The organism is Micromonospora sp. WMMC415, from assembly GCF_009707425.1.
GTDB lineage: Bacteria > Actinomycetota > Actinomycetes > Mycobacteriales > Micromonosporaceae > Micromonospora.
This window is the reverse complement of sequence record NZ_CP046104.1, coordinates 5,863,546-5,888,196: the sequence shown is the minus strand read 5'-3', so window position 1 is coordinate 5,888,196 and position 24,651 is coordinate 5,863,546. Positions and strand designations below refer to the sequence as shown.

Sequence of the window (24,651 nt, the reverse complement as noted above, 5' to 3'; positions counted from 1 at the left end):
GAAGAATGGCGTCGTGACTTCTCCCCGGGACCTCGTCCTGCTCGGTTCCACCGGCTCGATCGGGACGCAGGCCATCGACATCGTGCGGCGCAACCCGGACCGGTTCCGGGTGGTCGCCCTCGGCGCCGGCGGTGGCAACGTCGAGCTGCTCGCCGCCCAGGCCCTCGAGCTCGGTGTCGAGGCGGTCGGCGTGGCGAAGGCGTCCGCCGCGCAGGACCTCCAGCTCGCCTTCTACGCCGAGGCGAGCCGGCGCGGCTGGGCCAGCGGGGACTTCAAGCTGCCGAAGATCGTCGCCGGGCCGGACGCGATGACCGAGCTGGCGCAGTGGCCCTGCGACGTCGTCCTCAACGGGGTCGTCGGTTCGCTCGGGCTCGCGCCGACCCTCGCCGCGCTGCGCGCGGGCCGTACGCTCGCCCTGGCCAACAAGGAGTCCCTCGTCGCCGGCGGCCCCCTGGTGAAGGCCGCGGTGACGCGGCCGGGGCAGGTCGTCCCGGTGGACTCGGAGCACTCGGCGCTGGCCCAGTGCCTGCGCGGCGGCACCCGGGGCGAGGTGCGGCGGCTGGTCGTCACCGCCAGCGGCGGCCCGTTCCGGGGCCGGCGACGTGACGAGTTGACGCAGGTCACCCCCGAGCAGGCGCTCGCCCACCCGACCTGGAACATGGGGCCGGTCGTCACGATCAACTCCGCGACGATGGTCAACAAGGCGCTGGAGGTGATCGAGGCGCACGAACTGTTCGACGTGCCGTACGCCGACATCACCGTCATGGTCCACCCGCAGTCGGTGATCCACTCGATGGTGGAGTTCACCGACGGCTCGACGCTCGCCCAGGCCAGCCCGCCCGACATGCGGCTGCCGATCGCCCTCGGCCTCGGCTGGCCCGACCGGGTGCCGGACGCCGCCGCTCCGGTCGACTGGACAAAGAGCCACACCTGGGAGTTCCAGCCGCTGGACGACGAGGCGTTCCCGGCGGTCGCGCTCGCCAAGGCGGCCGGTGCGGCGGGCCGCTGCCGGCCGGCGATCTACAACGCGGCCAACGAGGAGTGCGTCGCCGCGTTCGTCGCCGGGCGGCTGCCGTTCCTCGGCATCGTCGACACCCTGGAGCGGGTGCTGGCGGACGCTCCGGACTTCGCCGAACCAGGTACCGTCGAGGACGTGCTCGCGGCGGAGTCGTGGGCCCGTCGGCACGCGCAGGCGATGATCGCGGGATCGGTGGAAGGAGCTTGATGGCCTACCTGCTCGGGGTGACGCTCTTCGCCCTCGCCATCCTGATCTCGGTGAGCCTGCACGAGGCGGGGCACCTGCTCACCGCCAAGGCCTTCGGGATGAAGGTGACCAAGTACTTCGTCGGCTTCGGCCCGACCCTCTGGTCGTTCCGGCGCGGCGAGACGGAGTACGGGATCAAGGGCATCCCGCTCGGCGGCTTCTGCAAGATCGTCGGGATGACGCCGCAGGACGACGACGTGGACCCGGTCGACGAGCCGCGGGCCATGTGGCGGTTCCCGGTGTGGAAGCGGACGATCGTGATGTCCGCGGGGTCGGTCACCCACTTCGCCCTCGCCCTGGTCGCCCTCTGGATCATCGCGGTCACGGCCGGTCTGCCCAACCCGAAGTTCCCGACCACCGAGGCGCAGGTTCGGCAGGAGCCGGCCGTCATCCAGCTCACCGACTGCGTCGTGCCGGAGAACGCCAACCGTGCCTGCACCGCCGCCGACCCGGCCAGCCCCGCCGCGCGGGCCCAGCTGCGCGACGGCGACCGGATCACCGCGGTCAACGGCACGCCGGTCGCCAGCTACGGTGACCTGCTCACCACCCTGCGTGGGCTCAAGCCGGGCGGGACGGCGCAGATCGCGTACGTCCGCGACGGCCAGCCCGGCACCGCGACGGCGACGCTCGCGCAGACCCAGCGCCCGCCGCTGGACGACCCGAAGGGCGCCGTCGGGCCGGTCGCCGCGCTCGGCGTCGGCCTCGTCCCCAGCACGCCCACCCGCATCGAGTACGGCCCGGTGGCCGCGTTCGGCGCGACCGCCGACTTCACCGGGACCATGGCGGTGAACACCTTCGAGGCGATGAAGCGGATCCCGCAGAAGGTTCCGGCGCTGTGGACCGCGATCACCGGCGGGGAGCGGGACGTGGACACCCCGATCAGCGTGGTCGGCGCCAGCCGGCTGGGCGGCGAGGCGGTGGAGAACAACGCGTGGCTGCTGTTCTTCATGCTCTTCGTCTCGCTGAACTTCTTCATCGGCGTGTTCAACCTGCTGCCGCTGCTCCCGCTGGACGGCGGTCACATCGCCATCGCCTGGTTCGAGCGGGCCCGCTCCTGGGTGTACGCGCGGCTGCGCCGCCCCGACCCGGGCCGGGTCGACTACCTCAAGCTCATGCCCTTCACGTACGCGGTGATCCTGATCGGTGGCGCGTTCACGCTGCTGACCATCACCGCGGACGTCGTCAACCCGATCACGCTCTTCTCAAGGTGAGTGCCTGAAGTGACCGCTGTCAGCCTCGGTATCCCCGCCGTACCGCCCCCGCCGCTCGCGCCGCGTCGGGCGAGCCGCCAGATCATGGTCGGCTCGGTGCCGGTCGGCGGCGGTGCGCCGGTGTCCGTGCAGTCGATGACCACCACCCTCACCGCCGACGTCAACGCGACGCTGCAGCAGATCGCCGAGCTGACCGCGTCCGGCTGCCAGATCGTCCGGGTGGCGGTGCCGAGCCAGGACGACGTGGAGGCGTTGCCGGCGATCGCGCGCAAGTCGCAGATCCCCGTCATCGCCGACATCCACTTCCAGCCGAGGTACGTCTTCGCCGCGATCGACGCGGGCTGCGCGGCCGTCCGGGTGAACCCGGGCAACATCCGGCAGTTCGACGACAAGGTCAAGGAGATCGCCAAGGCCGCGGGTGACGCCGGCGTCCCGATCCGGATCGGCGTCAACGCCGGTTCGCTGGACAAGCGGCTGCTGGCGAAGTACGGCAAGGCCACCGCGGAGGCGCTGGTCGAGTCGGCGTTGTGGGAGTGCTCGTTGTTCGAGGAGCACGGCTTCCGGGACATCAAGATCTCCGTGAAGCACAACGATCCGGTGGTGATGATCCGGGCGTACCGGCAGTTGGCCGAGAAGTGCGACTACCCGCTGCACCTCGGTGTCACCGAGGCCGGGCCGGCCTTCCAGGGCACCATCAAGTCCGCGGTGGCCTTCGGGGCGCTGCTCGCGGAGGGCATCGGCGACACCATCCGGGTGTCGCTGTCCGCCCCGCCGGTCGAGGAGATCAAGGTGGGTGCGGCGATCCTCGAGTCGCTCGGCCTGCGCGAGCGTGGCCTGGAGATCGTGTCCTGCCCGTCCTGCGGGCGCGCCCAGGTCGACGTCTACAAGCTCGCCGAGGAGGTCACCGCCGGCCTGGAGGGGCTGCCGGTGCCGCTGCGGGTGGCCGTCATGGGCTGCGTGGTGAACGGCCCCGGCGAGGCCCGCGAGGCCGACCTGGGGGTCGCCTCCGGCAACGGCAAGGGCCAGATCTTCGTCAAGGGCCAGGTCATCAAGACCGTCCCCGAGGGGCAGATCGTGGAGACGCTCATCGAGGAGGCGCTCCGGCTGGCCGAGGAGATGGGTGCCGAACTGCCCGAGGAGCTGCGCGGCCTGACCGGCGGCGCCACCGTGACGGTGCACTGAGCCAGCCGTACCCGTTCTACGGAGGGGGCGTCCCACGCGGGACGCCCCCTTCGCCGTACGCCGGTCACTCGGTTTCGGCGAGGATGGCGTGGAGCTTGCGGCGGGTCTCGTCGAGCACCTGGTCGGCCCGCTCCCGCTGGTCGTCGGTGCCGGTCCCCGGTTCGGCCCGCTGAGCCGGTCGCCCTACGCGGTCCCCGCCGATCTGGCAGGCTGGTAGCCGTGCTGACGGCGCCGGTACGGCAACTCGGGGAATCGGAGCGCCGCGCGGTCGAGCGCCTGCTCGACCTCGACCCGTACGCGGGTGCGCAGGTCGCCGAGCGGGTCGCCGCGCGGGGCCTTGCCTGGTGGCGCGCGGAGGGGCGGGTCCTCGGGTACGGCAACCGCCGCCAGCTGGAGTCGCTCTGCTGGCTGGGCGGCAACCTCACGCCGGTGCTCGCCTCGGAGCCGGCCGTCGCCGCGTTCGCCGACCTGCTCGCCGGTGAGGAGCGGCTCTGCTCCTCGATCGTCGGGCGGGCCGACGCGGTGCTCGGGCTGTGGGACCGTCTCTCCTCGACCTGGGGTCCGGCCCGGGACGTCCGCCCCAACCAGCCGCTGCTCGCCACCGACGAGGTGCCCGGCGTGCCGGTCGACCCGCACGTGCGCCGGGTACGCCGAGGTGAGGTGGACCGGCTCTTCCCGGCGGCGGTGGCGATGTACACCGAGGAGGTGGGTGTCTCGCCGTTGGCCGAGGACGGCGGACGTAGTTACCGTCGCCGGGTGGAGGACCTGGTCCGGGCCGGCCGGGCGTACGCGCGGTTCGTCGACGGCGCCGTCGTGTTCAAGGCCGAGCTGGCGGTGGTCACCCGGCGGACCGCGCAGGTCCAGGGGGTCTGGGTCGCCCCGGAGTGGCGGGGCCGGGGGATCGCCACGGCCGCCATGGCGGCCGTCGTCCGGGACGCGCTGCGTCGCGTCGCGCCGACCGTCAGCCTGTACGTCAACGATTTCAACGTGCCCGCCCGGCGGGTGTACGAGCGCTGCGGCTTCCGCCCGGTGGGCACCCTGGCCACCGTGCTGTTCTGACGCCCGCCACCCGGGGCGCCGGGCCGCATGGCCCGGATCACGTCGGCCGATGAGTTCCGGATCGGACGGCCGGGACTATGCTGGGCATGTTTTTGTACTGACCGGTCAGTTCAAGGAGTGCTTGGTGGGGGATGCGGTCATCGAGGCGCACCAACTCGGCCTGCGTACCCGGCGCGGTTGGGTGTTCCGGGACGTCGACCTGACCGCCGCCCGCGGCGACCTGCACGCCGTCGTCGGGCCCCCGGGCAGCGGACGGACATCGCTGCTGCTCGCCCTCGCCGGGCGCTTCCCCACCACGCACGGGCGGTTGCTGCGACACGGCACCTCCGCACTCGGCCACGTTCCCGACGTGCACGAGCCCGATCCCGCGCTGACCGTCGCCGAGCACGTCCGGGAGCGGCTGCTGCTCCTCGGGCCGGTCCCGCACCGGCGTCGCCAACTGGTGCCGGTGGCGGCCCTGCGGGCCCGGCGCGCGTACCGGCGGGACGCCTTCGCCACCGCGATCGCCGGCGCGGGGCTGACCGACGACGTGCCGTTCGACCCGGCCACCCGGGGCCGGGACCTGACGCCGCTGCAGCGTCAGGTGCTGGGGCTCGTCCTGGCCACGTTGAGCGGCCCGGCGCTGATCGTCGCCGACGACGTGGACGCCGGGTCGGACGCCGCCGAGCGCGCCTGGCTCTGGACGGCGCTCAGCCACCTGGCCGACCGGGGCTACGCCGTCATCGCCACCGCCCGCGCCGTCGAACCGGACAGCCCGGCGATCGTGCACCGCCTCGGTGACCCACCGCCGGTGCCCTCGCTCACCACCGCCCTCACCCGCGACACCCGCGCTCCGCTCCGGCCCGAGCCACCGACCACAGCCGCGCCGTCCGCCAGACCCGCGCCCACCGCCGAGTCCGCCGGGCCCGAGCCGCCCGCCGACGCCCAGCCACCGACCACAGCCGCGCCGTCCGCCGAACCCGCGCCCCGCGACGGCGACCCCTCCGTGACCGACGTCGAGACCGTCGAGGTGACCCCGTGAGCGTGTTCCGACTGGCCCGTTTCGAGCTGCGCCGGATGACGCGGGGCCGGCTGCCCCGGGCCGCGCTGGCCGTGCTCACCGTCATCCCGCTGCTCTACGGTGCCCTCTACCTGTACGCCTTCTGGGACCCGTACACCAAGCTCGACCGCATCCCGGTGGCACTGGTCAACGCCGACCGCCCGGCCACCGCGAGCGACGGAAGCGCCGTGCACGCCGGGCAGGACCTCACCGACGAACTGCTCGACCGGCGGGTGTTCGGCTGGCACGTCACCGACGCCGAGGACGCCGCCGCCGGACTGCGCGGCGGCCGGTACCACCTCGCGTTCACCATCCCGGCTGACTTCTCCGCCACCCTCGCCGCGGGCCCGGACCCCGCGCGGCCGGCCCGGCAGGGGCGGCTGAAGCTGGTCAGCGACGACTCCACCAACTACCTCTCCGGGCTGCTCGCCCGGTCGGCCTTCGCCGAGATCCGGGCGGCCGCCGGGGAGAGCACCGCCGCGGGCTACTTCGCGAAGATGCTGGTCGGCTTCACGGACCTCAAGTCGGAGACGGCCCGCGCTGCCGACGGCGCGGGGAAGGTCGCCGACGGCCTCGGCGGCGCCACGGACGGCGCCGGGACGCTGGCCGGCGGACTGGACCGGAGCGTGGGCGGTGCCGGCCGGCTCGCCGACGGCCTGGACGCGTCCACGGCCGGCGCGGGCCAGCTCTCCGGCGGCCTGGACCGGAGTGCCGACGGCGCCGGTGACCTGGCCGACGGGCTCGGGCAGTTGCGGACCGGCGCGGTGCAGCTCGCCGACGGGACGGCACGGGCGGCCTCCGCCACCCGCGCCGTCGCCGACCGGGTCGACCACGCGGCCGGCCGGGTCGAGCCGGTGCTGCGGGAGAACGCCGAGCTGATCGAGACGTCCGCGACCGCCGTGGCCGAGGGCGCCGAGGCCCTCGCTGCCGGGCTGGACGTGCTGCCCACCCGGGCCGAGGAGGCGGTGACCGCCGCCCGGGCGGTCCGCGACCGGCTCGACGCGCTGGTCGCGGCCCACCCCGAGCTGGCCGACGACCCGGCCGTGGTGGCCGCCCGCCGGGCCGCCGACCAGGCGGTCGCCGCGGCCGAGGCGGTGGTGGCCGGGCTGGAACGGACCGACCTCGCCGCCCTGCGGGAGCGGATGACGGCGGTGGCGGCGACCGCGCGCGAGATCGCGGCGGCCGCCCCGCACCTCGCCGACGACGTCGCCGCCGCCCGCGCGAAGGTGGACGAACTGGCCACCGGCCTGACCACCCTCGCCGAGGGCAGTGCCCGGCTGCGGGACGGCCTGGACACGGCCGCCACCGGCGCGGACGAGCTGCACGGCGGGCTGTTCCGCCTCGCCAGCGGCGCCCGGGAACTGGACGGCGGCCTCCAGCGGCTGGGCGCCGGCAGTGAACGGCTCGCCGACGGACTCGTCCGGCTGGAGGGCGGCGCCGGGGACCTCGCCGACGGGCTGACGCGGCTCGGCACGGGCGCCGGCGACCTCGCCGACGGGCTCACCGCCGGGGCCGGGAAGATCCCCGGGTACGACGACGCCGACGCCCGCGCCGACATCCTCGGGGATCCGGTGGCGCTGGACCGCACCGCGCACAACGCCGCCGGCTCGTACGGCGTGGGCTTCGCCCCGTACTTCCTCGGCCTGGCTCTCTGGGTCGGCGCGATGATCACGTACCTGCTGCTGCGCCCGCTCAACCGGCGGCACGTGATGTCCGGTGCGGCGGCCTGGCGGGTCGCGCTCGCGGGCTGGCTGCCCGCCGCGGCGATCGGCCTGGCCCAGGCCGGGGTGCTCTTCGCGGTGGTGACGCTGGCGCTCGGGCTGGACCCGGCGCGGCCCGCCGCGACCCTCGGGGTGCTGGCGCTGGCCTCGCTCGTCTTCACCGCGACCGTGCAGTGGCTCGGCGCGCAGCTCGGCCCGGCCGGGCGGTTGGCCGCCCTGGCGCTGCTCATGCTGCAGCTCACCTCGTCCGGCGGCACCTACCCGGTGGAGACATCGCCCGGCTTCTTCCAGGTGATCCACCCGTGGCTGCCGATGAGCTACCTGGTCACGGCGCTGCGCCACACCATCAACGGCGGGGCGGTCGGGCCGGTGGTGACCGGCGCGCTCGTGCTGGTCGCGTTCGGGGCGGGCGCGCTCGTGCTCACCGGCCTCGCCGCGCGGCGGGCGCGCCGGCTGACCCCGGCCACCCTCCACCCGGAGCTGGCCATGTGAGGATGCTGGGGGCGGCGCGGAGTGCACGGGGGAGAGCGAGTGGCGGACGGACGGAGCCGGCGGCGGGAGGACACCCGTCAGCGCCTCTTCGAGGCGGCCGTGGAACTCATCGCCGAGCAGGGCTACTCCGCCACCACCGTGGACGACATCGCCGCCCGCGCCGGCGTCGCCAAGGGCACCGTCTACTACAACTTCCAGTCCAAGACGGTCCTCTTCGAGGAGTTGCTGCGGCACGGCATCGGTCTGCTGACCGCCGAGTTCCGCGCCGCCGTGGCCGGGTTGCCGCCCCGCGAGGCGCTGGCCGCCCTGGTGCGCGCCGAACTGGAGTACATCCGCCGCTACCGGGCCTTCGCCCAGTTGCTGCTGTCGGAGATGTGGCGCACCAACCGGGAGTGGCAGCAGACCCTGCGGCTGCTGCGCGGCGAGGCGATCGAGGTGATCGCCGAGACCGTACGGGCCGGCGTGGCCAGCGGGGACCTGCCGGCGGACCTGGACGTGCGGACCGCCTCGTCGGCGCTGTTCGGCGTCGGCCTGGTGGTCGCCGTGGACTGGCTCGTCTTCCAGCCCGACCGCCCCCTCGAGGACGTGCAGGACGCCCTCCTCACCATCGTGCGACGGGTCGCCGAGGTGTAAGGAAGGGCCCCTTGATAACGCCTGCGGTAGAGGAGGGGCCCCCTGTTAACGCGCTACCGCGCGTCACCAGGCGGCGACGCATCGACGGGTAAATGCGTTGATCGCCCGGGTCGACTCGGGCGACGCTGGTCCTACCGCCACCGTCTGCCGTAAGGGGTCTCGCCGTGCGTCTGCTCCGCGACATGTGGGCCACGTCGCCCCGCCGCATGGCGATCGTGACCGTCCTGGTCGTGCTCGGCGCCGGCGGCCAGGCGGCCGCCGCGGCCCTGGCCGGGCCGGTCCTGCTGCACCGGTCCACCGGATACTTCACCGTCCTCGCCGCCGCGCTGGTCGCCGCCGTCGTCAGCGACCTCGTCGTCAGCCTGCTGATGGCGGGCGTGACCGCGGACTGGTCCGCCGCCGTCCGGCGCCGGCTGTGCCGGGTCGCGTTCGGGCAGGACCTGCCCACTCTGGAGACGACGCCGGTTGGTGAGCTGCTCGACCGCATCGACGGCGACGTCTACCAGGTCGCCGCCGCCGTGCGGGCCCAGGGCGTACGCATCGCGCAGATGCTGGCGGTCGGTGTGCTCTCCACCGCCGTCGCGATCGGCGTGTGGTGGCCGGCCGGCGTCACCATGCTGGTGCTGGCCGGTGCGCTCGTCGTCGGCCTGCGCCGGCCCACCGCCCGGATCGTGCCGGCCCGGATGGCGGAGGAGGAGGCCTGGTCCGACCTGGCGGCGGTGATGGAGGAGGCCATCCACGGCCAGGACGACGTCCGCACCAGCCTCGCCCAGCCGTACGTGCTCCGGCTCTACGCCACGCGGGCGGCGGCCGTGCTCTCCCGCGGCCTGCGGGTCTGGCGGATGTCGGCGAAGGTGACGACCGTGGCGGCCGGGGTCACCCGTGCGGGGATCGCGGCGGTGGTGCTCGCCGGGGCGTGGGCACTGGCCACCGGCCGGATGGACGGCGCCCGACTCACCGCGGTGTGGCTGCTCGCCATCGCGTTCGGCGCCACCGTCGAGCACGTCAGCCGGATGGTGCCCGAGCTGCAGTACGCGCTCGGCGCCTGGGGCCGCGTGCAGCTGCTGGAGGACTCGCCGCAGGAGCCCACCGGCGGGCAGGCCCCGCTCGACGGTGACCTCTCGGTCCGGGGGCTCACCTTCCGCTACCCGGTGGCCGACGGTACCCGGGGGCCCGCCCTGCGCGACGTCCACCTGACCTTCACCCGCGGCCGCTCGTACGCGCTGGTCGGCCGCACCGGCTCCGGCAAGTCGACCCTGGCCAAGGTGCTCACCCGGGCCGTCGACGTGCCGGCGGGGACGGTCTTCCTCGGCGGCCGCGACCTGCGCGACCTCGACGTCGAGCAGCTCCGCCGGTGGATCGCCGTGGTGCCGCAGCGCACCGAGATCCTGGCCGGGACGCTCGCCGAGAACGTCGCGCTCTTCGATTCCGGCCTGCTCGACGACGCGGCCCGCGCGCTGCACGAGCTGGGTCTCGCCGCCTGGATCGCCGAGCTGCCCGACGGGCTGCACACCCGGCTCGGCGAGGGCGGGCACGTGCTCTCCGCCGGGCAGGAGCAATTGGTCGCGTTCGCCCGGATCCTGGTGCGGGACCCGCACGTGGTGATCCTGGACGAGGCCACCGCCCGGCTCGACCCGGTCACCGAGGCGCGCGTGCAACGCGCCACCGAGCGGCTGCTGCGCGACCGGATCGGCATCGTCATCGCCCACCGGCTCTCCTCGGTGCGGCACTGCGACGAGGTGGTCGTGCTGGCCGACGGCGCGGTGGTCGAGGCGGGACCGCTGCGGGAGTCGGAGCGCTTCGCCGAACTGCTCGCCACCAGCCACACCGCCGCGTACGCCCGGGGTGGCACGCGCAGCCGCGGCGGCGGGCTCGACCTGCTGGAGGGCCCGGAGCCGGACGCGCCGGGGGACCAAGCTCCGTCCGCCGAGCCCGCCGACCGCACACCACCGGCGGGGGCCGCGCCCGAGGACCGCACGCCACCGCCGACCGCGACGTTCGCGGGCACGCTGCGGGAGATCGTGCGGCTGGTCTTCAACGACCCGCGGTACGGGCTGGCGGCGCTGGCGCTGTTCATGGTGCTGGTGCTGATCGGCCTGGACGGCCCGCTGCTGCCGTGGCTCTGGGCGGACGTGGTCGACGGCGTCGGCGACCCGTGGCTGCCGGCGCTCGGCATCGCCGCCGGGCTGCTGGTGACGCTGCCCGTCCCCTGGTACACGAGCATCTGGTTCCCGGGCTGGTGGGTCCGGCAGATGCTGCGGATCAGCCTGCGCCTCGTGCACGGGCAGACCGGGCCCCGGCGGGTCAGCACGCACACCCCGGCCGAGGTGGTGGCCCAGGGCGGTGACACCGAACGGGTCGTGCAACTGGCCGACAACCTGCTGGACCAGGCGGCCGCACTCGTGCTGCTGGTGGCGATGACGGCGATCTCCGGCAGCGTCGTACCCGGGCTGTTCTTCGCCGGGACGATGCTGGTGTCCGGGCTGGCGGCGACGCTGTTCGGCCCTCGCCTGGAGCGCACCGCGCGGGAGACGGTGGCGGCGCGGGCGGCGTTCGCGACCGCGCTGGTCTCCTCGCTGTCCGCCGCCCGCACGGTGAAGCTGGCCGGCGCGACCCGGCCGGTGCTCACCCACCTCGCCGACCTGGACGTGACGCGCAGCGAGCGGCAGCGGCGGGAGATCTCCGTGCAGGTGTGGTCCCGGTCGACGCCGTCGCTGGTCAGCGGGCTGCTGCCGATCGGCGCCTGGGCGCTGTTCCTGACCGGCACGCTGTCGGCGGGGGCGACCCTGGTCGCCGTGGCCACGCTCGCCGCGGCGCGCTGGTTCGCGTGGACCACGGCGTCGCTGATCTCGCAGGTGCCGTCCGCGCGGGTGTGGACCCGCCGGACGATGGCGATGGCCGGCGTGGCCGCGTACTCGGCTTCCCTGCCCGACGTGGACCTGGCCACCGGGAAGGCACCGGCGCCGGCCGTGCCGCCGCGGCACCCGCTGCGCCGGCTGGAGCTGTCCGGCTTCGGCGTCCGGCACACCGACGGCACGACGGCCGTGCGGGACGTCGACCTGACCGTGGAGCGCGGCCAACTCGTGCTGGTGGTCGGGCCGGTCGGCTCGGGCAAGTCGTCACTGCTGCGGGCTCTGGCCGGGATCGCGCCGCACACGGGTCGTTTGACCTGGAACGGTGAGCCGGTCACCGAACCGGAGCTGTTCCTGCGTCCGCACCAGGTGGGTTACGTCGGCCAGCTGCCCCGGGTGCTGTCCGGGACGGTCGCCGACAACATCACCCTCGGCCATCCGGTCGACGCCGCCGCGGCCGTGTCGACCGCCCAGCTCGACCACGACCTCGCGGCGTCCGGGGCCGGGCTGGGGCTGATGATCGGACACAAGGGCACCCGGCTCTCCGGCGGGCAGCTCCAGCGCCTCGCGCTGGCCCGGGCACTCGCACCGCGTACCGAGCTGCTGGTGGCCGACGACGTGTCGTCCGCGCTGGACGTCACCACCGAGCTGGCGCTCTGGGAGGCGCTGCGCCGGCACGGCGTGACGGTGGTCGGCTCGACGTCGAAACGGGCGGCGCTGGTCCGCGCCGACCACGTCGTGGTGCTGGAGAACGGCCGGGTCGCCGCCCAGGGCCCCTGGCGCGACCTGGAACCAACCTGGTCCCACCTGGCCGGCTGACGCGCCCCCACCCCCCCGCCCCACCCCCCGCCCCACCCCCCGCCCGACGCTGCGTCGATCATGAAGTTAGCGGGGTCAAATCGGGCAGAACCACCCGCTAACCTCATGATCAACCCGGGTGGGGCGGGTGGGGGTGGGTCAGGTGGCGCGGAGGTACTGGGAGGGCCAGGTGGGGGTGGTGCCGAGCTTGGCGGCGGCGCGGTGCGGCCAGTACGGGTCGCGGAGCAGTTCCCGGCCGAGCAGCACCAGGTCGGCCTCTCCGGTCGCCACGATCTGCTCGGCCTGCTCCGGCTCGACGATGAGCCCCACCGCGCCGGTGGCCACGCCGGCCTCCCGCCGGATGCGGGCGGCCAGGGGCACCTGGTAGCCCGGGCCGACGGGCACCGTCGCGTCGGGGGACGCCCCGCCGGAGGAGCAGTCGACGAGGTCGACGCTGGCGGCGGCCAGTTCACCGGCGAGGTCGACGCTGTCGTCGACCGACCAGCCGCCGTCGACCCAGTCGGTGGCGGAGATCCGGGCCAGCACCGGCAGGTCCTCGCCGACGGCGGCGCGGACCGCCCGCGCCACGGCCAGGGTGAGGCGCATCCGGCCCGCGCGGTCGCCGCCCCACCCGTCGGTGCGGTGGTTCGTCAGCGGCGACAGGAACTCGTGCAGCAGGTAGCCGTGCGCGGCGTGGATCTCGACCGCCTGGAAGCCGGCGTCGACGGCGCGACCGGCCGCCGCCGCGAACGCCTCGACCACTGCGGCGATGCCGGACTCGTCCAGCGCGGTCGGACGCCGGTAGTCGGGAACGAAGGGTTCGTTGCCCGGGCCGACGGGGGTCCAGCCACCCTCGGTGTCCGGAACGCCACCCCGTCGCGGCTCCCACGGCCGGTACGTGGAGGCCTTGAATCCGGCGTGCGCCAACTGCACCGCCGGCACCGCGCCCTGCGCGGCGACGAACGCGGTGACCGGCCGCCACGCGTCGACGTGCGCGCCGGACCAGAGGCCGGTGTCCTGGGGGCTGATCCGCCCGTCGGGCAGCACCGCGGTGGCCTCGGTCAGGACCAGGCCGGCGCCGCCGACGGCCCGGGTGCCGAGGTGCACGAGGTGCCAGCCGGTCGGCAGGCCGTCCGGGCCGGCGGTGTACTGGCACATCGGCGCGAGGGCCACCCGGTTGGGCAGCGTCACCGCGCGCAGGGCGAGGGGGGTGAACAGGGTGCTCATCTCGTCATCCTCTCGTCAGCGCGACGGAGGACACCGGTGCGGTGCCCTCCGTCGCGGACGGGATGGTCAGGCCGGGACCGGCGCCAGGTCCTCGTCCCGGGCCGGGCGGGGTTCGCGCTCGACGGCGGCGCGCCGGCCGGCCGAGTCGTACGCGGTCCGGTCGAGGGTGCCCTCCCGGGCGGCGACGATCGTCGGCACGAGCGCCTGACCGGCCACGTTGGTGGCGGTCCGGATCATGTCGAGGATCGGGTCGATGGCCAGTAGCAGGCCCGCGCCGGCCAGCGGCAGGCCGAGCGTGCTCAGGGTCAGGGTCAGCATGACGATCGCACCGGTCAGGCCGGCGGTCGCCGCCGAGCCGACCACGGAGACGAATGCGATCAGCAGGTAGTCGGTGACGCCCAGGTCCACCCCGAAGACCTGTGCCACGAAGATCGCGGCCAGGGCCGGGTAGATCGCCGCGCAGCCGTCCATCTTCGTGGTGGCCCCGAAGGGCACCGCGAAGGAGGCGTACTCGCGGGGGACGCCGAGGCGCTCGACCGAGCGCTGGGTCACCGGCATGGTGCCCACCGAGGAGCGGGAGACGAACGCCAGCTCGATCGCCGGCCAGGCGCCGGCGAAGAAGCGCAGCGGGTTGAGCCGGCCGGCGCCGAGAAGCAGCAGCGGGTAGACGACGAACAGCACGATCGCGCAGCCCACGTACACGGCGGTGGTGAAGCGCGCGAGCGGGGCCAGCAGGTCCCAGCCGTACGAGGCGACGGCGTTGCCGATCAGGCCCAGGGTGCCGATCGGGGCGAGCCGGATCACCCACCACAGCGCCTTCTGGACGATCTCCAGCAGCGCGCGGTTGAGCGCGACGAACGGCTCGGCGGCCGGGCCGACGAGCAGTGCGGCGGCGCCGACGACGAGGGCGAGGAAGACGATCTGGAGCACGTTGCCCTCGACGAACGCGCCGACCGGGTTGGTCGGCACGATGCCGGTGAGGAAGTCGGTCCACGAGCCGGTCTTCTTCGGGGCGGTGGCGGCGGCGGTGTCCAGGGTGACGCCGCGGCCGGGGTCGGTGAGGACGCCGAGGCCGATGCCGACGCCCACCGCGACCAGCGCGGTCACGCCGAACCAGAGCAGGGTCTTCAGCGCCAGCCGGGCGGCGTTCGTCACGCCCCGCAAGCTGACCACGCTGACCACGATCGCGGTGAAGACCAGCGGCGGCACGGCCAGCTTGAGCAGCTGGACGAACAGGCCGCCGACGGTGTCGAGGGTGCTGGCGAGCCAGGTCAGGTCGTTGGCGCGGGCCAGGAAGCCGAGCGCCACGCCGAGAACGAGCCCGAGCAGGATCTGCATGGAAAAGGGAACTCTGCGCACGGAAGGTCCAAGTCTGGAGGGGGTCGGTCAGGGCGGCGTCAGGGGAGAAGCCGCGCCGGACAGACGCCGCTGGCCTGCAGTCGGAGGTCGACGTACAGGCGCACGGTGAGGTTCCAGACGTTGGTCATCGTTGGCCGACGCTACTCGCGGCGCACGCACGGCTGGAAGGACCGACTTGGGTGACGCTCCTTACAGCCCGGGTCTCCTCACCGCCGGGCCGCGCCGAGCGCGGCGGCGGTGGCCAGACCCCAGCCGGCGGCCACCGCCAGCAGCAGCCGCTCCAGCACCCCGACCAGGCCGCTCCGGCCGACCGTCAGCATCGCCAGGCCGATCGCCCCGGACAGCGGCAGCGCCAGGGCGACGCCCACGCCGGCGATCCGGCGCAGCGGCCGGTGCGCGGCGGGGGAGAGCAGCACCGCCAGCATCGCGAACACCACCGCCAGCATCGCGAACACCACCGCCGCCGTCGCGGCGATGCTGGCCCCGCCGTGCACCAGGTCGGCCACCGTGGCCCGCTCGAACGGCGGCAACGGGCAGCCGGCGCTGCACGTGACCGCGCCGGAGAGCAGGGTGCAGAGACCACCGGCGGCGAGCAGCGCCGCCGCCGGCCGCAGCGCCGCCGGAAGCGCCGCCGCGAGCAGCAGCAACGCCGTGGCGAGGGCGAAGACCCCGATCCGGTACGCCGGGGCGTACGCGCTGCCGGCCACGCCGGCCTCGCTGACGTACCCGGTCAGACCGGGGCCGGGACCGGCGACCACGGCGACGGTCACCGCGGCGACCCCGGCGACGGTGCTGCCGGCCGCGACCGCCGCGGCAGCCGCCCGGCGAGTGCCCACGGCGGCGGACCCGGCCGGGGGCCGGCGGGCGGTCGCGGTGCCCCGGCGCCGGTCAGCCACGTCCGTGGGGCGTCGTCCAGCCGGCGAGGTCCGGACCCAGCGGCACGATCCCGGTGGGGTTGATCATCTTGTGGGTGGCGTAGTAGTGCCGCTTGATGTGGTCGAAGTCCACCGTCTCGCCGAAGCCCGGCGTCTGGAACAGGTCCCGGGCGTACGCCCACAGCACCGGCATCTCGGTCAGCTTCTGCCGGTTGCACTTGAAGTGCCCGTGGTACGCCACGTCGAAGCGCACCAGCGTGGTGAACAGGCGGACGTCGGCCTCGGTGATCGAGTCGCCCATCAGGTAGCGCCGGTCGGCCAGCCGCTCCGACAGCGCGTCCAGCCGGGCGAAGAGCGCCCGGAACGCCTCGTCGTACGCCGACTGGGAGGTGGCGAACCCGCACCGGTAGACGCCGTTGTTGACGTCCCGGTGGATCTCCGCCATCAGCGCGTCCATCTCCGGGCGCAGCTCCACCGGGTACAGGTCCGGCGCCCCCGGCTTGTGGAAACGTCGCCACTCGGTGGAGAAGTCGAGCGTGAGCTGCGGGTAGTCGTTGGTGACCACCCGACCGGTGAGTGTGTCGACCAGCGCCGGAACGGTGACCCGGCCGGTGTAGTCGGGGTCGGTCGCCAGGTACGCCTCGGAGAGGTAGCCGATCCCGAGCACCGGGTCGAACGCGTCCGGGTCGAGGGTGAACCGCCAACCCCGCTCGTCCCGGATCGGGTCCACGGTGCCGAGGGAGATCACGTCGTCCAGCCCGAGCAGGCTGCGGACGATCCGGGCCCGGTGCGCCCAGGGACAGGCGCGGCACCAGATCAGCCGGTAGCGGCCCGGCTCCACCGGCCAGCGGTCCTGGTCGTCCGGTCCACCACCCGGCGCCGAGGTGGAATGCGGGGTGACCCGACCGGTGAACCGGTTGGGCTGGCGTACGAACTCGCCACCGCGACTGGTCTCTGCGCTGAACTGGGCCCGGGCCATGCCGTCAACCTATCCCGTCCGCGCGCGGATATCCTGGCCCCCGGAACGCCGGCCGCGACCCGGCGGGCGCTCCGACCCCACCCTTCCCACCCCCAGAGGACTCGCGATGACCGTGGCATACCTGGTGGCCGGTGTCCGCACCCCGATCGGCCGGTACGCCGGCGCGCTCGCCGGCGTCCGCCCCGACGACCTGGCCGCACACGTGATCCGCGAGCTGGTCGCCCGCCACCCGTCGGTGGACTGGGCCCGCACCGACGACGTCGTCCTCGGATGCGCGAACCAGGCCGGCGAGGACAACCGCAACGTCGCGCGGATGGCGGCGCTGCTTGGCGGCCTGCCCGAGGAGGTGCCCGGCAGCACCGTCAACCGGCTCTGCGGCTCCGGCCTGGACGCCCTCGCGTCCGCCGCCCGCTCGATCGTCGCCGGCGACGCCGACCTCGTGGTGGCGGGTGGCGTGGAGAGCATGAGCCGGGCGCCGTTCGTGCTGCCCAAGGCGGAGACCGCGTTCGCCCGCACCGCCGAGGTGTACGACACCACCATCGGCTGGCGGCTGGTCAACCCGCTGATGAAGCGGGGCTGGGGCATCGACTCGATGCCGGAGACGGCGGAGAACGTGGCCGCCGAGTACGGCGTCGACCGTGCCGCCCAGGACGGGTTCGCGTACCGGTCCCAGCAGCGGGCCGCGAAGGCGCAGGCCGACGGCCGGTTCGCCGAGGAGATCGTGCCGGTCACCGCCCCCGCCGGCCGGCGGGAGACGAAGCTGGTCGAGGTCGACGAGCACCCTCGGGAGACGTCGCTGGAGAAGCTCGCGGCGCTGCCCACGCCGTTCCGCGAGGGCGGCACGGTGACCGCCGGCAACTCCTCGGGCGTCAACGACGGCGCGGTGGCGCTGCTGGTCGCGTCGGAGGCCGCGGTCGCCCGGTACGGGCTCACCCCGCTGGCCCGGGTTGCGGGCGCCGCCGCGGCCGGCGTACCCCCGCGGATCATGGGGGTGGGTCCGGTGCCGGCCACCCGTAAGCTGCTCGACCGGCGCGGCCTGGCGCTGGGCGACGTGGACGTGGTCGAGCTGAACGAGGCGTTCGCCGCGCAGGCGGTGGCCGTGCTGCGCGAGCTGGGCCTGCCCGAGGACGCCGAGCACGTCAACCCGAACGGCGGCGCGATCGCGCTCGGGCACCCGCTCGGCGCGAGTGGCGCCCGGCTGGCCCTGACCGCCGCGTTGGAGCTGCGTCGCCGCGGCGGCCGGCGCGCGCTGGCCACGATGTGCGTCGGCGTGGGCCAGGGCATCTCGCTGTTGCTGGAGGCCGCCGGCTGAGCCGGCCGTACCGCGTCCGCCGGGCACCGGGGGACGCGGTACGGTGACCCCACCGGCCACTGTGGTCGGTCGGTTCCGCTGGGTGACGGCGGGGGCCGGCGGGCGACGTCGTCCGGCTTGGATCTCCCGTACCGGGTGGGGCGCGCCTAGAGTGGTGGGCACCACACGACCCGCGGGTCGGCCGGTGGGCCTCCGTGTGTCCGCACGCGCCCCGACACCGGTTCCCTCCCGCACCGCGGCGACGACTTGGGGTGCAGCACAGTGCAGATGCCGGACGGACTTCCCGCCGAGATCGACCTCTCCCGGCCCAGCGCGGCACGGGTGTACGACTACTTCCTGGGCGGTGCCCACAACTTCGAGATCGACCGGCAGCTCGCCGAGCAGATCGCCAGCATGACGCCGAACCTGGCGGGCACGATGCGCGCGGGCCGGGAGTTCCTCCGCCGCGCCGTACGCGTGCTGCTGGACGCCGGTATCGACCAGTTCCTCGACATCGGCTCCGGCATCCCGACCGTCGGCAACGTGCACGAGGTGGCCCAGTCCACGAACCCGAAGGCCCGGGTGGTGTACGTGGACATCGACCCGGTGGCCGTGGCGCACAGCCGGGAGCTGCTGGTCGGCAACGACCTGACCGGGGTGGTCCACGCCGACCTGCGGGAGCCGGAGCGCATCCTCGCCGAGTCCCGCGAGTCCGGCCTGCTCGACTTCAACCGGCCGCTCGGCATCCTGCTCGCCGGGGTGGTGCACTTCATCCCGGACGCCGACCGGCCGGGCGACATCCTGGCCACGCTGCGGGCCGCCGCCGCACCGGGCAGCCACCTCGTGATCTCCCACTCCACGTACGAGGACCAGCCGCAGGAGATGCTCGACGCCCAGCGGCTGTCGGCGCGGACCGACACCGAGATCACGCTGCGCTCCCGCGCCGAGATCACCGGCTTCTTCGGGGACTGGACGATCCTCGAGCCGGGCGTCGTCCACATGCCGCTGTGGCGGCCCGACTCGCCGTCCGACGTGGACGACAAGCCGGAGCAGTTCGGCGCGTTCGGCGGTGTGGCCCGGTACGACCGGCCCGCCGGCTGATCGAGGTGGCCGCCGTCCCGGAGCCGGGCGGGCACGACGTCAGCCGGGCCGGCGCCCGGGGGTACGCGGCCGAGTGGGCCCGTGCCGTGCGCCGGCTCGGCTTCGTGCCGCTGAGCGCCGGTGAGACGGAGCGGCTGCTGCACCTGCACACCGTCCGGCTGGCGCGGGCTCTGCTCGCCGAGCCGTTCTCGACCCGCCCGGCCGCCGACGTCGGTCGGGCGCTGGTCGAGGCGCACCTGACCGAGCCGGGTGTGCTCGACTGGTCCGTGCGGGCCCTCGGCGACCGCTTCGTCGCCCAGGTGCTGCCCGACCGGGCGCCCACGGCCGGGACGGCCGACCGCGTCGCCGCGACGCAGGGCGCGCTGGCGGCCGGGTTCGCCCGCGCGCTGCGCGACCGCACCTTCGCCCAGCAGGAGCGGATCGCCCGCTCCGCCTGGCAGGCCCGGGACGAGGTGGAGCAGGCGCTGCGCGACAGTGAGGCCCGCTTCCGTGCGGTGTTCACCGGCGCGGCCATGGGCATCGGCATCGCCGGCGTCGACGGTCGGATCATCGACGTCAACCAGGCCTTCGCCGACATGCTCGGCTACTCCATCGACGAGCTGCGGCAGATCAACGTGGCGTCGCTGTTCCACCCCGACGACGCGGCCGGCATGTGGGAGCTGTACCAGGAGCTGATCGAGGGCAAACACGACTCCGCCCGGGTCGAGAAGCGCTACTACCGCAAGGACGGCAGCGTCGTCTGGACGGACCTGGCCGTCTCGCTGATCCGGTACGACGACGGCCGCCCCCGGTTCACGGTGGCGATGGTCGAGGACATCACCGAGCGGTACGAGCTCCAGCAGCGGCTCCGCTTCCAGGCGTTGCACGACCCGCTCACCGGCCTGCCCAACCGCACCCTCTTCTTCGAGACCCTCGGCCTGGTCCTCGACACCACCGACGCCGAGCGCCGCGTCGGCCTCTGCTTCCTCGACCTGGACGGCTTCAAGGCGGTCAACGACAGCCTCGGCCACGACCTCGGCGACCAGTTGCTGATGGCGATCGCCCGCCGGCTGGCCGACTGCGTCGCCGGTCGCGGCCATCTGGTCGCCCGGATGGGCGGCGACGAGTTCGTCATCCTGGTCGACGACGCGGAGGAGATCGACGACGTGGTGGCGGTGGCCGAGGCCGCCCTGGCCGCTGTCGCCGCCCCGGTCCGCATCGGTGACCACCAGCTCGCGGTCTCGGCGAGTGTCGGTATCGTCGAGTGCCCGGTCGGCGCGACCAGCGCTTCGGAGCTGATGAAGGCCGCCGACACCACGCTGTACTGGGCCAAGGCCGAGGGGCGGAGCCGGTGGGCGGTGTGGGATCCGGAGCGCAGCGCTCGGGACATCGCCCGTTCCGCGCTCGTCGCCGGGCTGCCGGCGGCCCTGGACCGGGGCGAGTTCGTGCTGCACTACCAGCCGATCGTGTCCCTGCTGGAGGGCTCGATGGTGGCCGTCGAGGCGCTCGTCCGCTGGCAGCATCCCGAGCTGGGCCTGGTCGGCCCGGACCGGTTCATCGGCCTGGCCGAGGAGACCGGCCTGATCGTCCAGCTCGGCGAGTGGGTGCTGCGGCGGGCGTGCCGGGACGCGGAGGCGTGGCGGAGCGCGTTCCCCGAGGCCCAGCTGGTGGTGAGTGTCAACCTCGCGGCCCGGCAGGCGGAGGACCCGGCCATCGTGGACACGGTCGCCGACGCGCTGGCGTGCAGCGGTCTCCCCGCCGGGCTGTTGCAGCTGGAGCTGACCGAGAGCGCCGTGATGGGGACCGCCGGGGAGCCGCTGCGGTCGCTGCACCGCCTGGCCGGGTTGGGCGTACGGCTGGCGATCGACGACTTCGGGACCGGGTACTCGAACCTGGCGTACCTGCGCCGGCTGCCGATCCACTGCCTGAAGCTCGCCGGTCCGTTCGTGGAGGGCATCCGTGGCGACGGTCCGGAGGCGGTGGCCGGCCACCGGGACGAGCGGATCGTGGACGCCCTGGTCCGGTTGGCGCACGCCCTGGAGCTGTGGGTGACGGCCGAGGCGGTGGAGACCGAGGTGCAGGCCGAACGGCTGCGGGCGCTGCGCTGCGACACCGGGCAGGGGCGCTGGTTCGGTCCGCCGGCGCCCGCGGCCGAGATCACCGCCCGGCTCCGCGGGGAGGGGACGTGACGGGCGTACGCCCGGGTGGGCGTGGTGGCCGGGTGGCCGGCGCCTCGGCGCGGGGCCTGGCGGGGCGCGGTGGCCGGGTGCCGGGCGCGGCGGCCCGCCCGGCGTGCGGGAGAGTGGCGGCGTGGGGCTGACGGACACGCAGGCGGTGGTCACGCTGGTCGCCGGGCTGGCGATCCTGGCCGGCCTGGCGGGGGTGGTGGTGCCGGGCCTTCCGGCGCTGCCGCTGTGCTGGGGCGGGGTGCTGGTCTGGGCCGTCTTCGGCGGTGCCGGGCCGGGGCGGTGGGTGGTGCTCGCCCTCGCCTCGGTCGTGACGGCCGGCGGGGCGGTGGTCAAGTACGCCTGGCCGGGGCGCAACCTCAAGCAGAGCGGCGTGCCCACGTCGTCGCTGCTGGCGGGCGGCCTGTTGGGGGTGGTGGGCTTCTTCGTGATCCCGGTGGTGGGGCTGCTGCTCGGTTTCGTCGCCGGGGTGTGGGGCGCCGAGCGGCTGCGGCTGGGCAGCAACGCGCTCGCGTGGCCGGCCACGGTGCAGGCGCTCAAGGCGGCCGGGCTCTCGATGCTGGTGGAGTTCCTCGCCGGGTTGACCGTGGCCGGTCTCTGGGTGGCCGGCCTGCTGTTCGCCTGAGCGGCGGGCCGCGGCCGGGAGGGCGGCGGCGCGGGGACCCGTCGGGCACGGCGTAGCGCCGTGCGTGAGAGAGAGATGGTGGGTGCCCCGCGCCGCCGCGGACCGGGCGTTGCCGAGCGCCCGGTGGTGGCCCGTTGTGATCGGGCCTGGTCACGTGGTCAAGCATGCGGTCGCGGCAGCCGGATCGGCAACGTAATTTGGCGGCGGGGCAGGGTGGCCGGCATCGGTTAATGGTCTGGTCCTGAACGATTTTTGGTCGATCTCCATTGACCTGCTTCAGGGCGTGGGCCCATCATCCGGTCAGAAGTGGCGTACGTCACAGCCTTCATTCCGGCGGTCCAAGGAGGCATCGATGAGCTCAACGATCCAGGACGGCGTGCCCCGACCAGCCCCGCTCACCGACGAGGAACGGCTCGCCCAACTGGGCTACCAGCAGGAACTGCGCCGGAAGCTGTCCGGCTTCTCCAACTTCGCGGTCTCGTTCTCGATCATCTCCATCCTGGCCGGCGCGATCACCTCGTACGGCATCGCCATGACGGCCGGCGGCCCGCTGGCGATCACGCTGGGCTGGCTCTTCGTCGGCGTCATGGTGATCTTCGTGGCGCTGGCCATGGCCGAGATCTGCTCGGTCTACCCGACGGCCGGAGCGCTGTACTGGTGGGCCGCCGCGCTGGCCAAACGGAACAAGGCCGCGTGGGCCTGGTTCGTCGGGTGGTTCAACTTCCTGGGCGAGGTGGCGGTGACCGCCGCGATCGACTTCGGGGCGGCGATCACCACGTCGGCGTTCCTGAGCCTCACGTTCGACATGGAGGTGACGGCCGAACGGACCTTCCTGATCTTCCTGGTCATCATCGTCGCCCACGGCCTGCTCAACACCTTCGGCGTCAACCTCGTCCGGGTCCTGTCGGACATCAGCGCCTGGTGGCACCTGGTCGGCGTGGCGGTCATCGTCGCCGTGCTCGCGATCGTGCCGGACCAGCACAAGCCGATCTCCGAGGTCTTCCTCGAGGTGCGCAACGAGACCGGCTTCACCTTCGCCGGCGCGGCCGGGTACGCGGTGCTCATCGGTCTGCTGATGGCCCAGTACACGTACACCGGCTACGACGCCAGCGCCCATGTGGCGGAGGAGACGCACGACGCGGCACGGTCCGCGCCCCGCGGCATCGTGATGTCGGTGGTGGTCTCGGTCATCGCCGGTTTCGTGCTCCTGTTCGCCATCACCTGGTCGATCCAGGACTACGAGGCGCAGCGGACCACCGACTTGGGTCTGCCCCCGGCGCAGATCTTCATCGACGCCGCCGGCGACGACCTCGGCACGTTCCTGCTCTTCATCTGCGTGGTCGCCCAGTTCTTCTGCGGCATGGCGTCGGTCACGGCGAACTCGCGGATGGCGTACGCGTTCAGCCGCGACGGCGCGCTGCCCGGTTCCCGGATCTGGAAGCGCGTCAACCGGCGCACCGGCACGCCGACGAACTCGATCTGGCTCTGTGTCGCCTGCTCGTCGCTGCTGGTCCTGCCGTCGCTCTGGAACACCACGGCGTATCTCGCGGCCACGTCCATCGCGGTGATCGGCCTGTACATCGCGTACGTGGCGCCGGTCTTCCTGCGCCGGCGCACGCCGGACTTCGCGGTCGGCCCGTGGAACCTGGGCCGGTGGAGCGCGGCGGTCGGGTGGATCGCGATCGTCTGGGTCGCGATCATCTGCGTGCTGTTCGTGCTTCCGACCAGCAGCCCCGTCACCGCCACCACCTTCAACTACACGATCGTCGCGGTCGGCGTCGTACTCGGCGGCGCCGGGCTGTGGTGGGTGCTCAGCGCGCGGCACTGGTTCACCGGTCCCCGCCACAACGTGCCGGACCCGGCGATCCCCAGGCCGGCGACCGGCGCGGAGCCCGTCACCGAGCCGACCGAGTAGGGCCTGTGCCGCCCGGGTGGCGGGTGCTCCGGGGCACCCGCCACCCTGGACACGTGGAGGGACGGTTGAGGGCGATCCGTGCCGGCGCCGCCGAGCCGGGCGTCGGTGCGGCGTGGGCGCGGGAGGCGAGGGCGGAGCCCGAGCCGGCGCTGCCGGTGTGGCGGCCGGTACGCGGCGGCAACGCCTTCGAGATCACGGTCGCCCGGCTGGTCCAGGCGATCAAGCTGGGCATGGTACGGGTCGGCGAGCGGCTGCCCGCCGAACGCGAACTGGCGGAGCGGCTCCAGGTCAGCCGGGTGACCCTGCGGGAGGCGATAGCGGCCCTGCGGGACGCCGGATACCTGGAGTCCCGCCGGGGGCGGACCGGCGGAACGTTCGTCCGCTCGACGCAGCCCGCACCCGAGGCCGGCGGCCGGCCGGACGCGGGCGAGCTGGCCCGCGAGATGGGCGACCGGCTGCACGACGCGCTGGACTTCCGGCGGGTGCTGGAGTCGGGTGCGGCGGCCCTGGCCGCCAACCGCAGCCTGGCGGCCACCGAGCGGCAGCACCTCGTCGGCGCCCTGGCCGCCTCCCGGGACCGCGATCCGGCCACCCGCCGGGTGTCGGACTCCCGGCTGCACCTGGTCATCGCCGCGGCCAGCGGCTCGCCGTCGTTGGCCGCGGCCGTCGCCGACGTGCAGTTGACCCTCGACCGGCTCCTCGCCGCGATCCCGGTGATCACCAGGAACCTCGACCACTCCGACGCCCAGCACGCCCGGATCGTCGACGCCATCCTGGCCGGTGACGCGGGCGGCGCCCGGGAGGTGATGGAGGAGCACTGCGACGGCACCGCCGAGCTGCTGCGCGCGCTGCTCACCTGAGAC

General features: G+C 74.2%; 18 protein-coding genes and 1 pseudogene. 14 read left to right on the top strand and 5 right to left on the bottom strand.

The annotated features are described in order from the left end of the window. Positions 1-13 precede the first annotated feature (13 nt). From dxr to ispG, 3 genes are read left to right on the top strand one after another with little or no spacing between them, the layout of a single operon-like run. On the top strand, positions 14-1,225 hold the full coding sequence (gene dxr / locus GKC29_RS27530) for a 1-deoxy-D-xylulose-5-phosphate reductoisomerase (RefSeq protein WP_155333578.1): 1,212 nt from the start codon (positions 14-16) through the stop codon (positions 1,223-1,225). Next, positions 1,225-2,475: an RIP metalloprotease gene (locus GKC29_RS27525; protein ID WP_155333577.1), complete on the top strand. Its 1,251-nt coding sequence runs from the start codon at positions 1,225-1,227 to the stop codon at positions 2,473-2,475. The genes dxr and GKC29_RS27525 overlap by 1 nt, the downstream gene beginning before the upstream one ends. A 9-nt stretch (positions 2,476-2,484) precedes the next feature. After that, positions 2,485-3,657, top strand: a complete 1,173-nt coding sequence (gene ispG, locus GKC29_RS27520; RefSeq protein WP_155333576.1) for a flavodoxin-dependent (E)-4-hydroxy-3-methylbut-2-enyl-diphosphate synthase — start codon at positions 2,485-2,487, stop codon at positions 3,655-3,657. Positions 3,658-3,721: 64 nt separating this feature from the next. Here ispG and GKC29_RS27515 read toward each other — a convergent pair. Next, a pseudogene (locus tag GKC29_RS27515) lies at positions 3,722-3,811 on the bottom strand (PadR family transcriptional regulator); the annotation flags it as partial. A 65-nt stretch (positions 3,812-3,876) separates the two neighbouring features. Here GKC29_RS27515 and GKC29_RS27510 point away from each other — a divergent pair. The 5 genes from GKC29_RS27510 (at position 3,877) to GKC29_RS27490 (ending at position 12,272) form a co-directional block, all read left to right on the top strand. Next, complete coding sequence (locus GKC29_RS27510; RefSeq protein ID WP_155333575.1) at positions 3,877-4,716, top strand: DUF4081 domain-containing GNAT family N-acetyltransferase; 840 nt, start codon at positions 3,877-3,879, stop codon at positions 4,714-4,716. A 124-nt stretch (positions 4,717-4,840) separates the two neighbouring features. Continuing rightward, on the top strand, positions 4,841-5,737 hold the full coding sequence (locus GKC29_RS27505; RefSeq protein ID WP_230688842.1) for an ATP-binding cassette domain-containing protein: 897 nt from the start codon (positions 4,841-4,843) through the stop codon (positions 5,735-5,737). Then, positions 5,734-7,968: a YhgE/Pip domain-containing protein gene (locus tag GKC29_RS27500; protein ID WP_155333574.1), complete on the top strand. Its 2,235-nt coding sequence runs from the start codon at positions 5,734-5,736 to the stop codon at positions 7,966-7,968. Before GKC29_RS27505 ends, GKC29_RS27500 begins: the two co-directional genes overlap by 4 nt. Before the next feature lie 39 nt (positions 7,969-8,007). After that, the gene (locus GKC29_RS27495) at positions 8,008-8,601 is read left to right on the top strand and encodes a TetR/AcrR family transcriptional regulator (protein WP_155333573.1); all 594 of its coding nucleotides are present in this window, start codon (positions 8,008-8,010) and stop codon (positions 8,599-8,601) included. A 164-nt stretch (positions 8,602-8,765) separates the two neighbouring features. Continuing rightward, positions 8,766-12,272 carry an ABC transporter ATP-binding protein gene (locus GKC29_RS27490; RefSeq protein ID WP_155333572.1) on the top strand — a complete coding sequence of 1,169 codons (3,507 nt, stop codon included), beginning with the start codon at positions 8,766-8,768 and terminating at the stop codon, positions 12,270-12,272. Between the two features lie 138 nt (positions 12,273-12,410). Here GKC29_RS27490 and GKC29_RS27485 read toward each other — a convergent pair whose 3' ends face one another. The 4 genes from GKC29_RS27485 to GKC29_RS27470 all read right to left on the bottom strand — a co-directional run bounded on the left by GKC29_RS27485 (position 12,411) and on the right by GKC29_RS27470 (position 16,691). Further along, positions 12,411-13,478: an NADH:flavin oxidoreductase/NADH oxidase gene (locus GKC29_RS27485; RefSeq protein ID WP_155333571.1), complete on the bottom strand. Its 1,068-nt coding sequence runs from the start codon at positions 13,476-13,478 to the stop codon at positions 12,411-12,413. 66 nt (positions 13,479-13,544) lie between these two features. Further along, positions 13,545-14,837 (bottom strand): dicarboxylate/amino acid:cation symporter, encoded by a 1,293-nt coding sequence (locus GKC29_RS27480; RefSeq protein ID WP_155333570.1) that lies wholly within the window; start codon positions 14,835-14,837, stop codon positions 13,545-13,547. Positions 14,838-15,043: 206 nt separating this feature from the next. Then, positions 15,044-15,733: a DUF998 domain-containing protein gene (locus GKC29_RS27475; protein WP_230688841.1), complete on the bottom strand. Its 690-nt coding sequence runs from the start codon at positions 15,731-15,733 to the stop codon at positions 15,044-15,046. After that, positions 15,726-16,691 (bottom strand): glutathione S-transferase family protein, encoded by a 966-nt coding sequence (locus GKC29_RS27470; protein ID WP_155333569.1) that lies wholly within the window; start codon positions 16,689-16,691, stop codon positions 15,726-15,728. The genes GKC29_RS27475 and GKC29_RS27470 overlap by 8 nt, the downstream gene beginning before the upstream one ends. 106 nt (positions 16,692-16,797) lie before the next feature. Here GKC29_RS27470 and pcaF point away from each other — a divergent pair, with 106 nt between their 5' ends. From pcaF to GKC29_RS27440, 6 genes are all read left to right on the top strand, one after another. After that, entirely contained in the window at positions 16,798-18,003 is a 1,206-nt protein-coding gene (pcaF, locus tag GKC29_RS27465; RefSeq protein ID WP_155333568.1) for a 3-oxoadipyl-CoA thiolase, read from the top strand. 261 nt (positions 18,004-18,264) lie between these two features. Then, a complete protein-coding gene (locus GKC29_RS27460; protein ID WP_155333567.1) occupies positions 18,265-19,083 on the top strand; it encodes an SAM-dependent methyltransferase in 819 nt (272 codons plus the stop codon). Positions 19,084-19,088: 5 nt separating this feature from the next. Further along, entirely contained in the window at positions 19,089-21,251 is a 2,163-nt protein-coding gene (locus GKC29_RS27455; protein ID WP_155333566.1) for a bifunctional diguanylate cyclase/phosphodiesterase, read from the top strand. A 121-nt stretch (positions 21,252-21,372) separates the two neighbouring features. Further along, positions 21,373-21,873: a DUF456 domain-containing protein gene (locus GKC29_RS27450; protein ID WP_155333565.1), complete on the top strand. Its 501-nt coding sequence runs from the start codon at positions 21,373-21,375 to the stop codon at positions 21,871-21,873. Between the two features lie 352 nt (positions 21,874-22,225). Next, entirely contained in the window at positions 22,226-23,788 is a 1,563-nt protein-coding gene (locus GKC29_RS27445; RefSeq protein WP_155333564.1) for an amino acid permease, read from the top strand. 53 nt (positions 23,789-23,841) lie between these two features. Beyond that, positions 23,842-24,648, top strand: a complete 807-nt coding sequence (locus tag GKC29_RS27440; protein WP_230688840.1) for a FadR/GntR family transcriptional regulator — start codon at positions 23,842-23,844, stop codon at positions 24,646-24,648. The last annotated feature ends 3 nt before the right edge of the window (positions 24,649-24,651 follow it).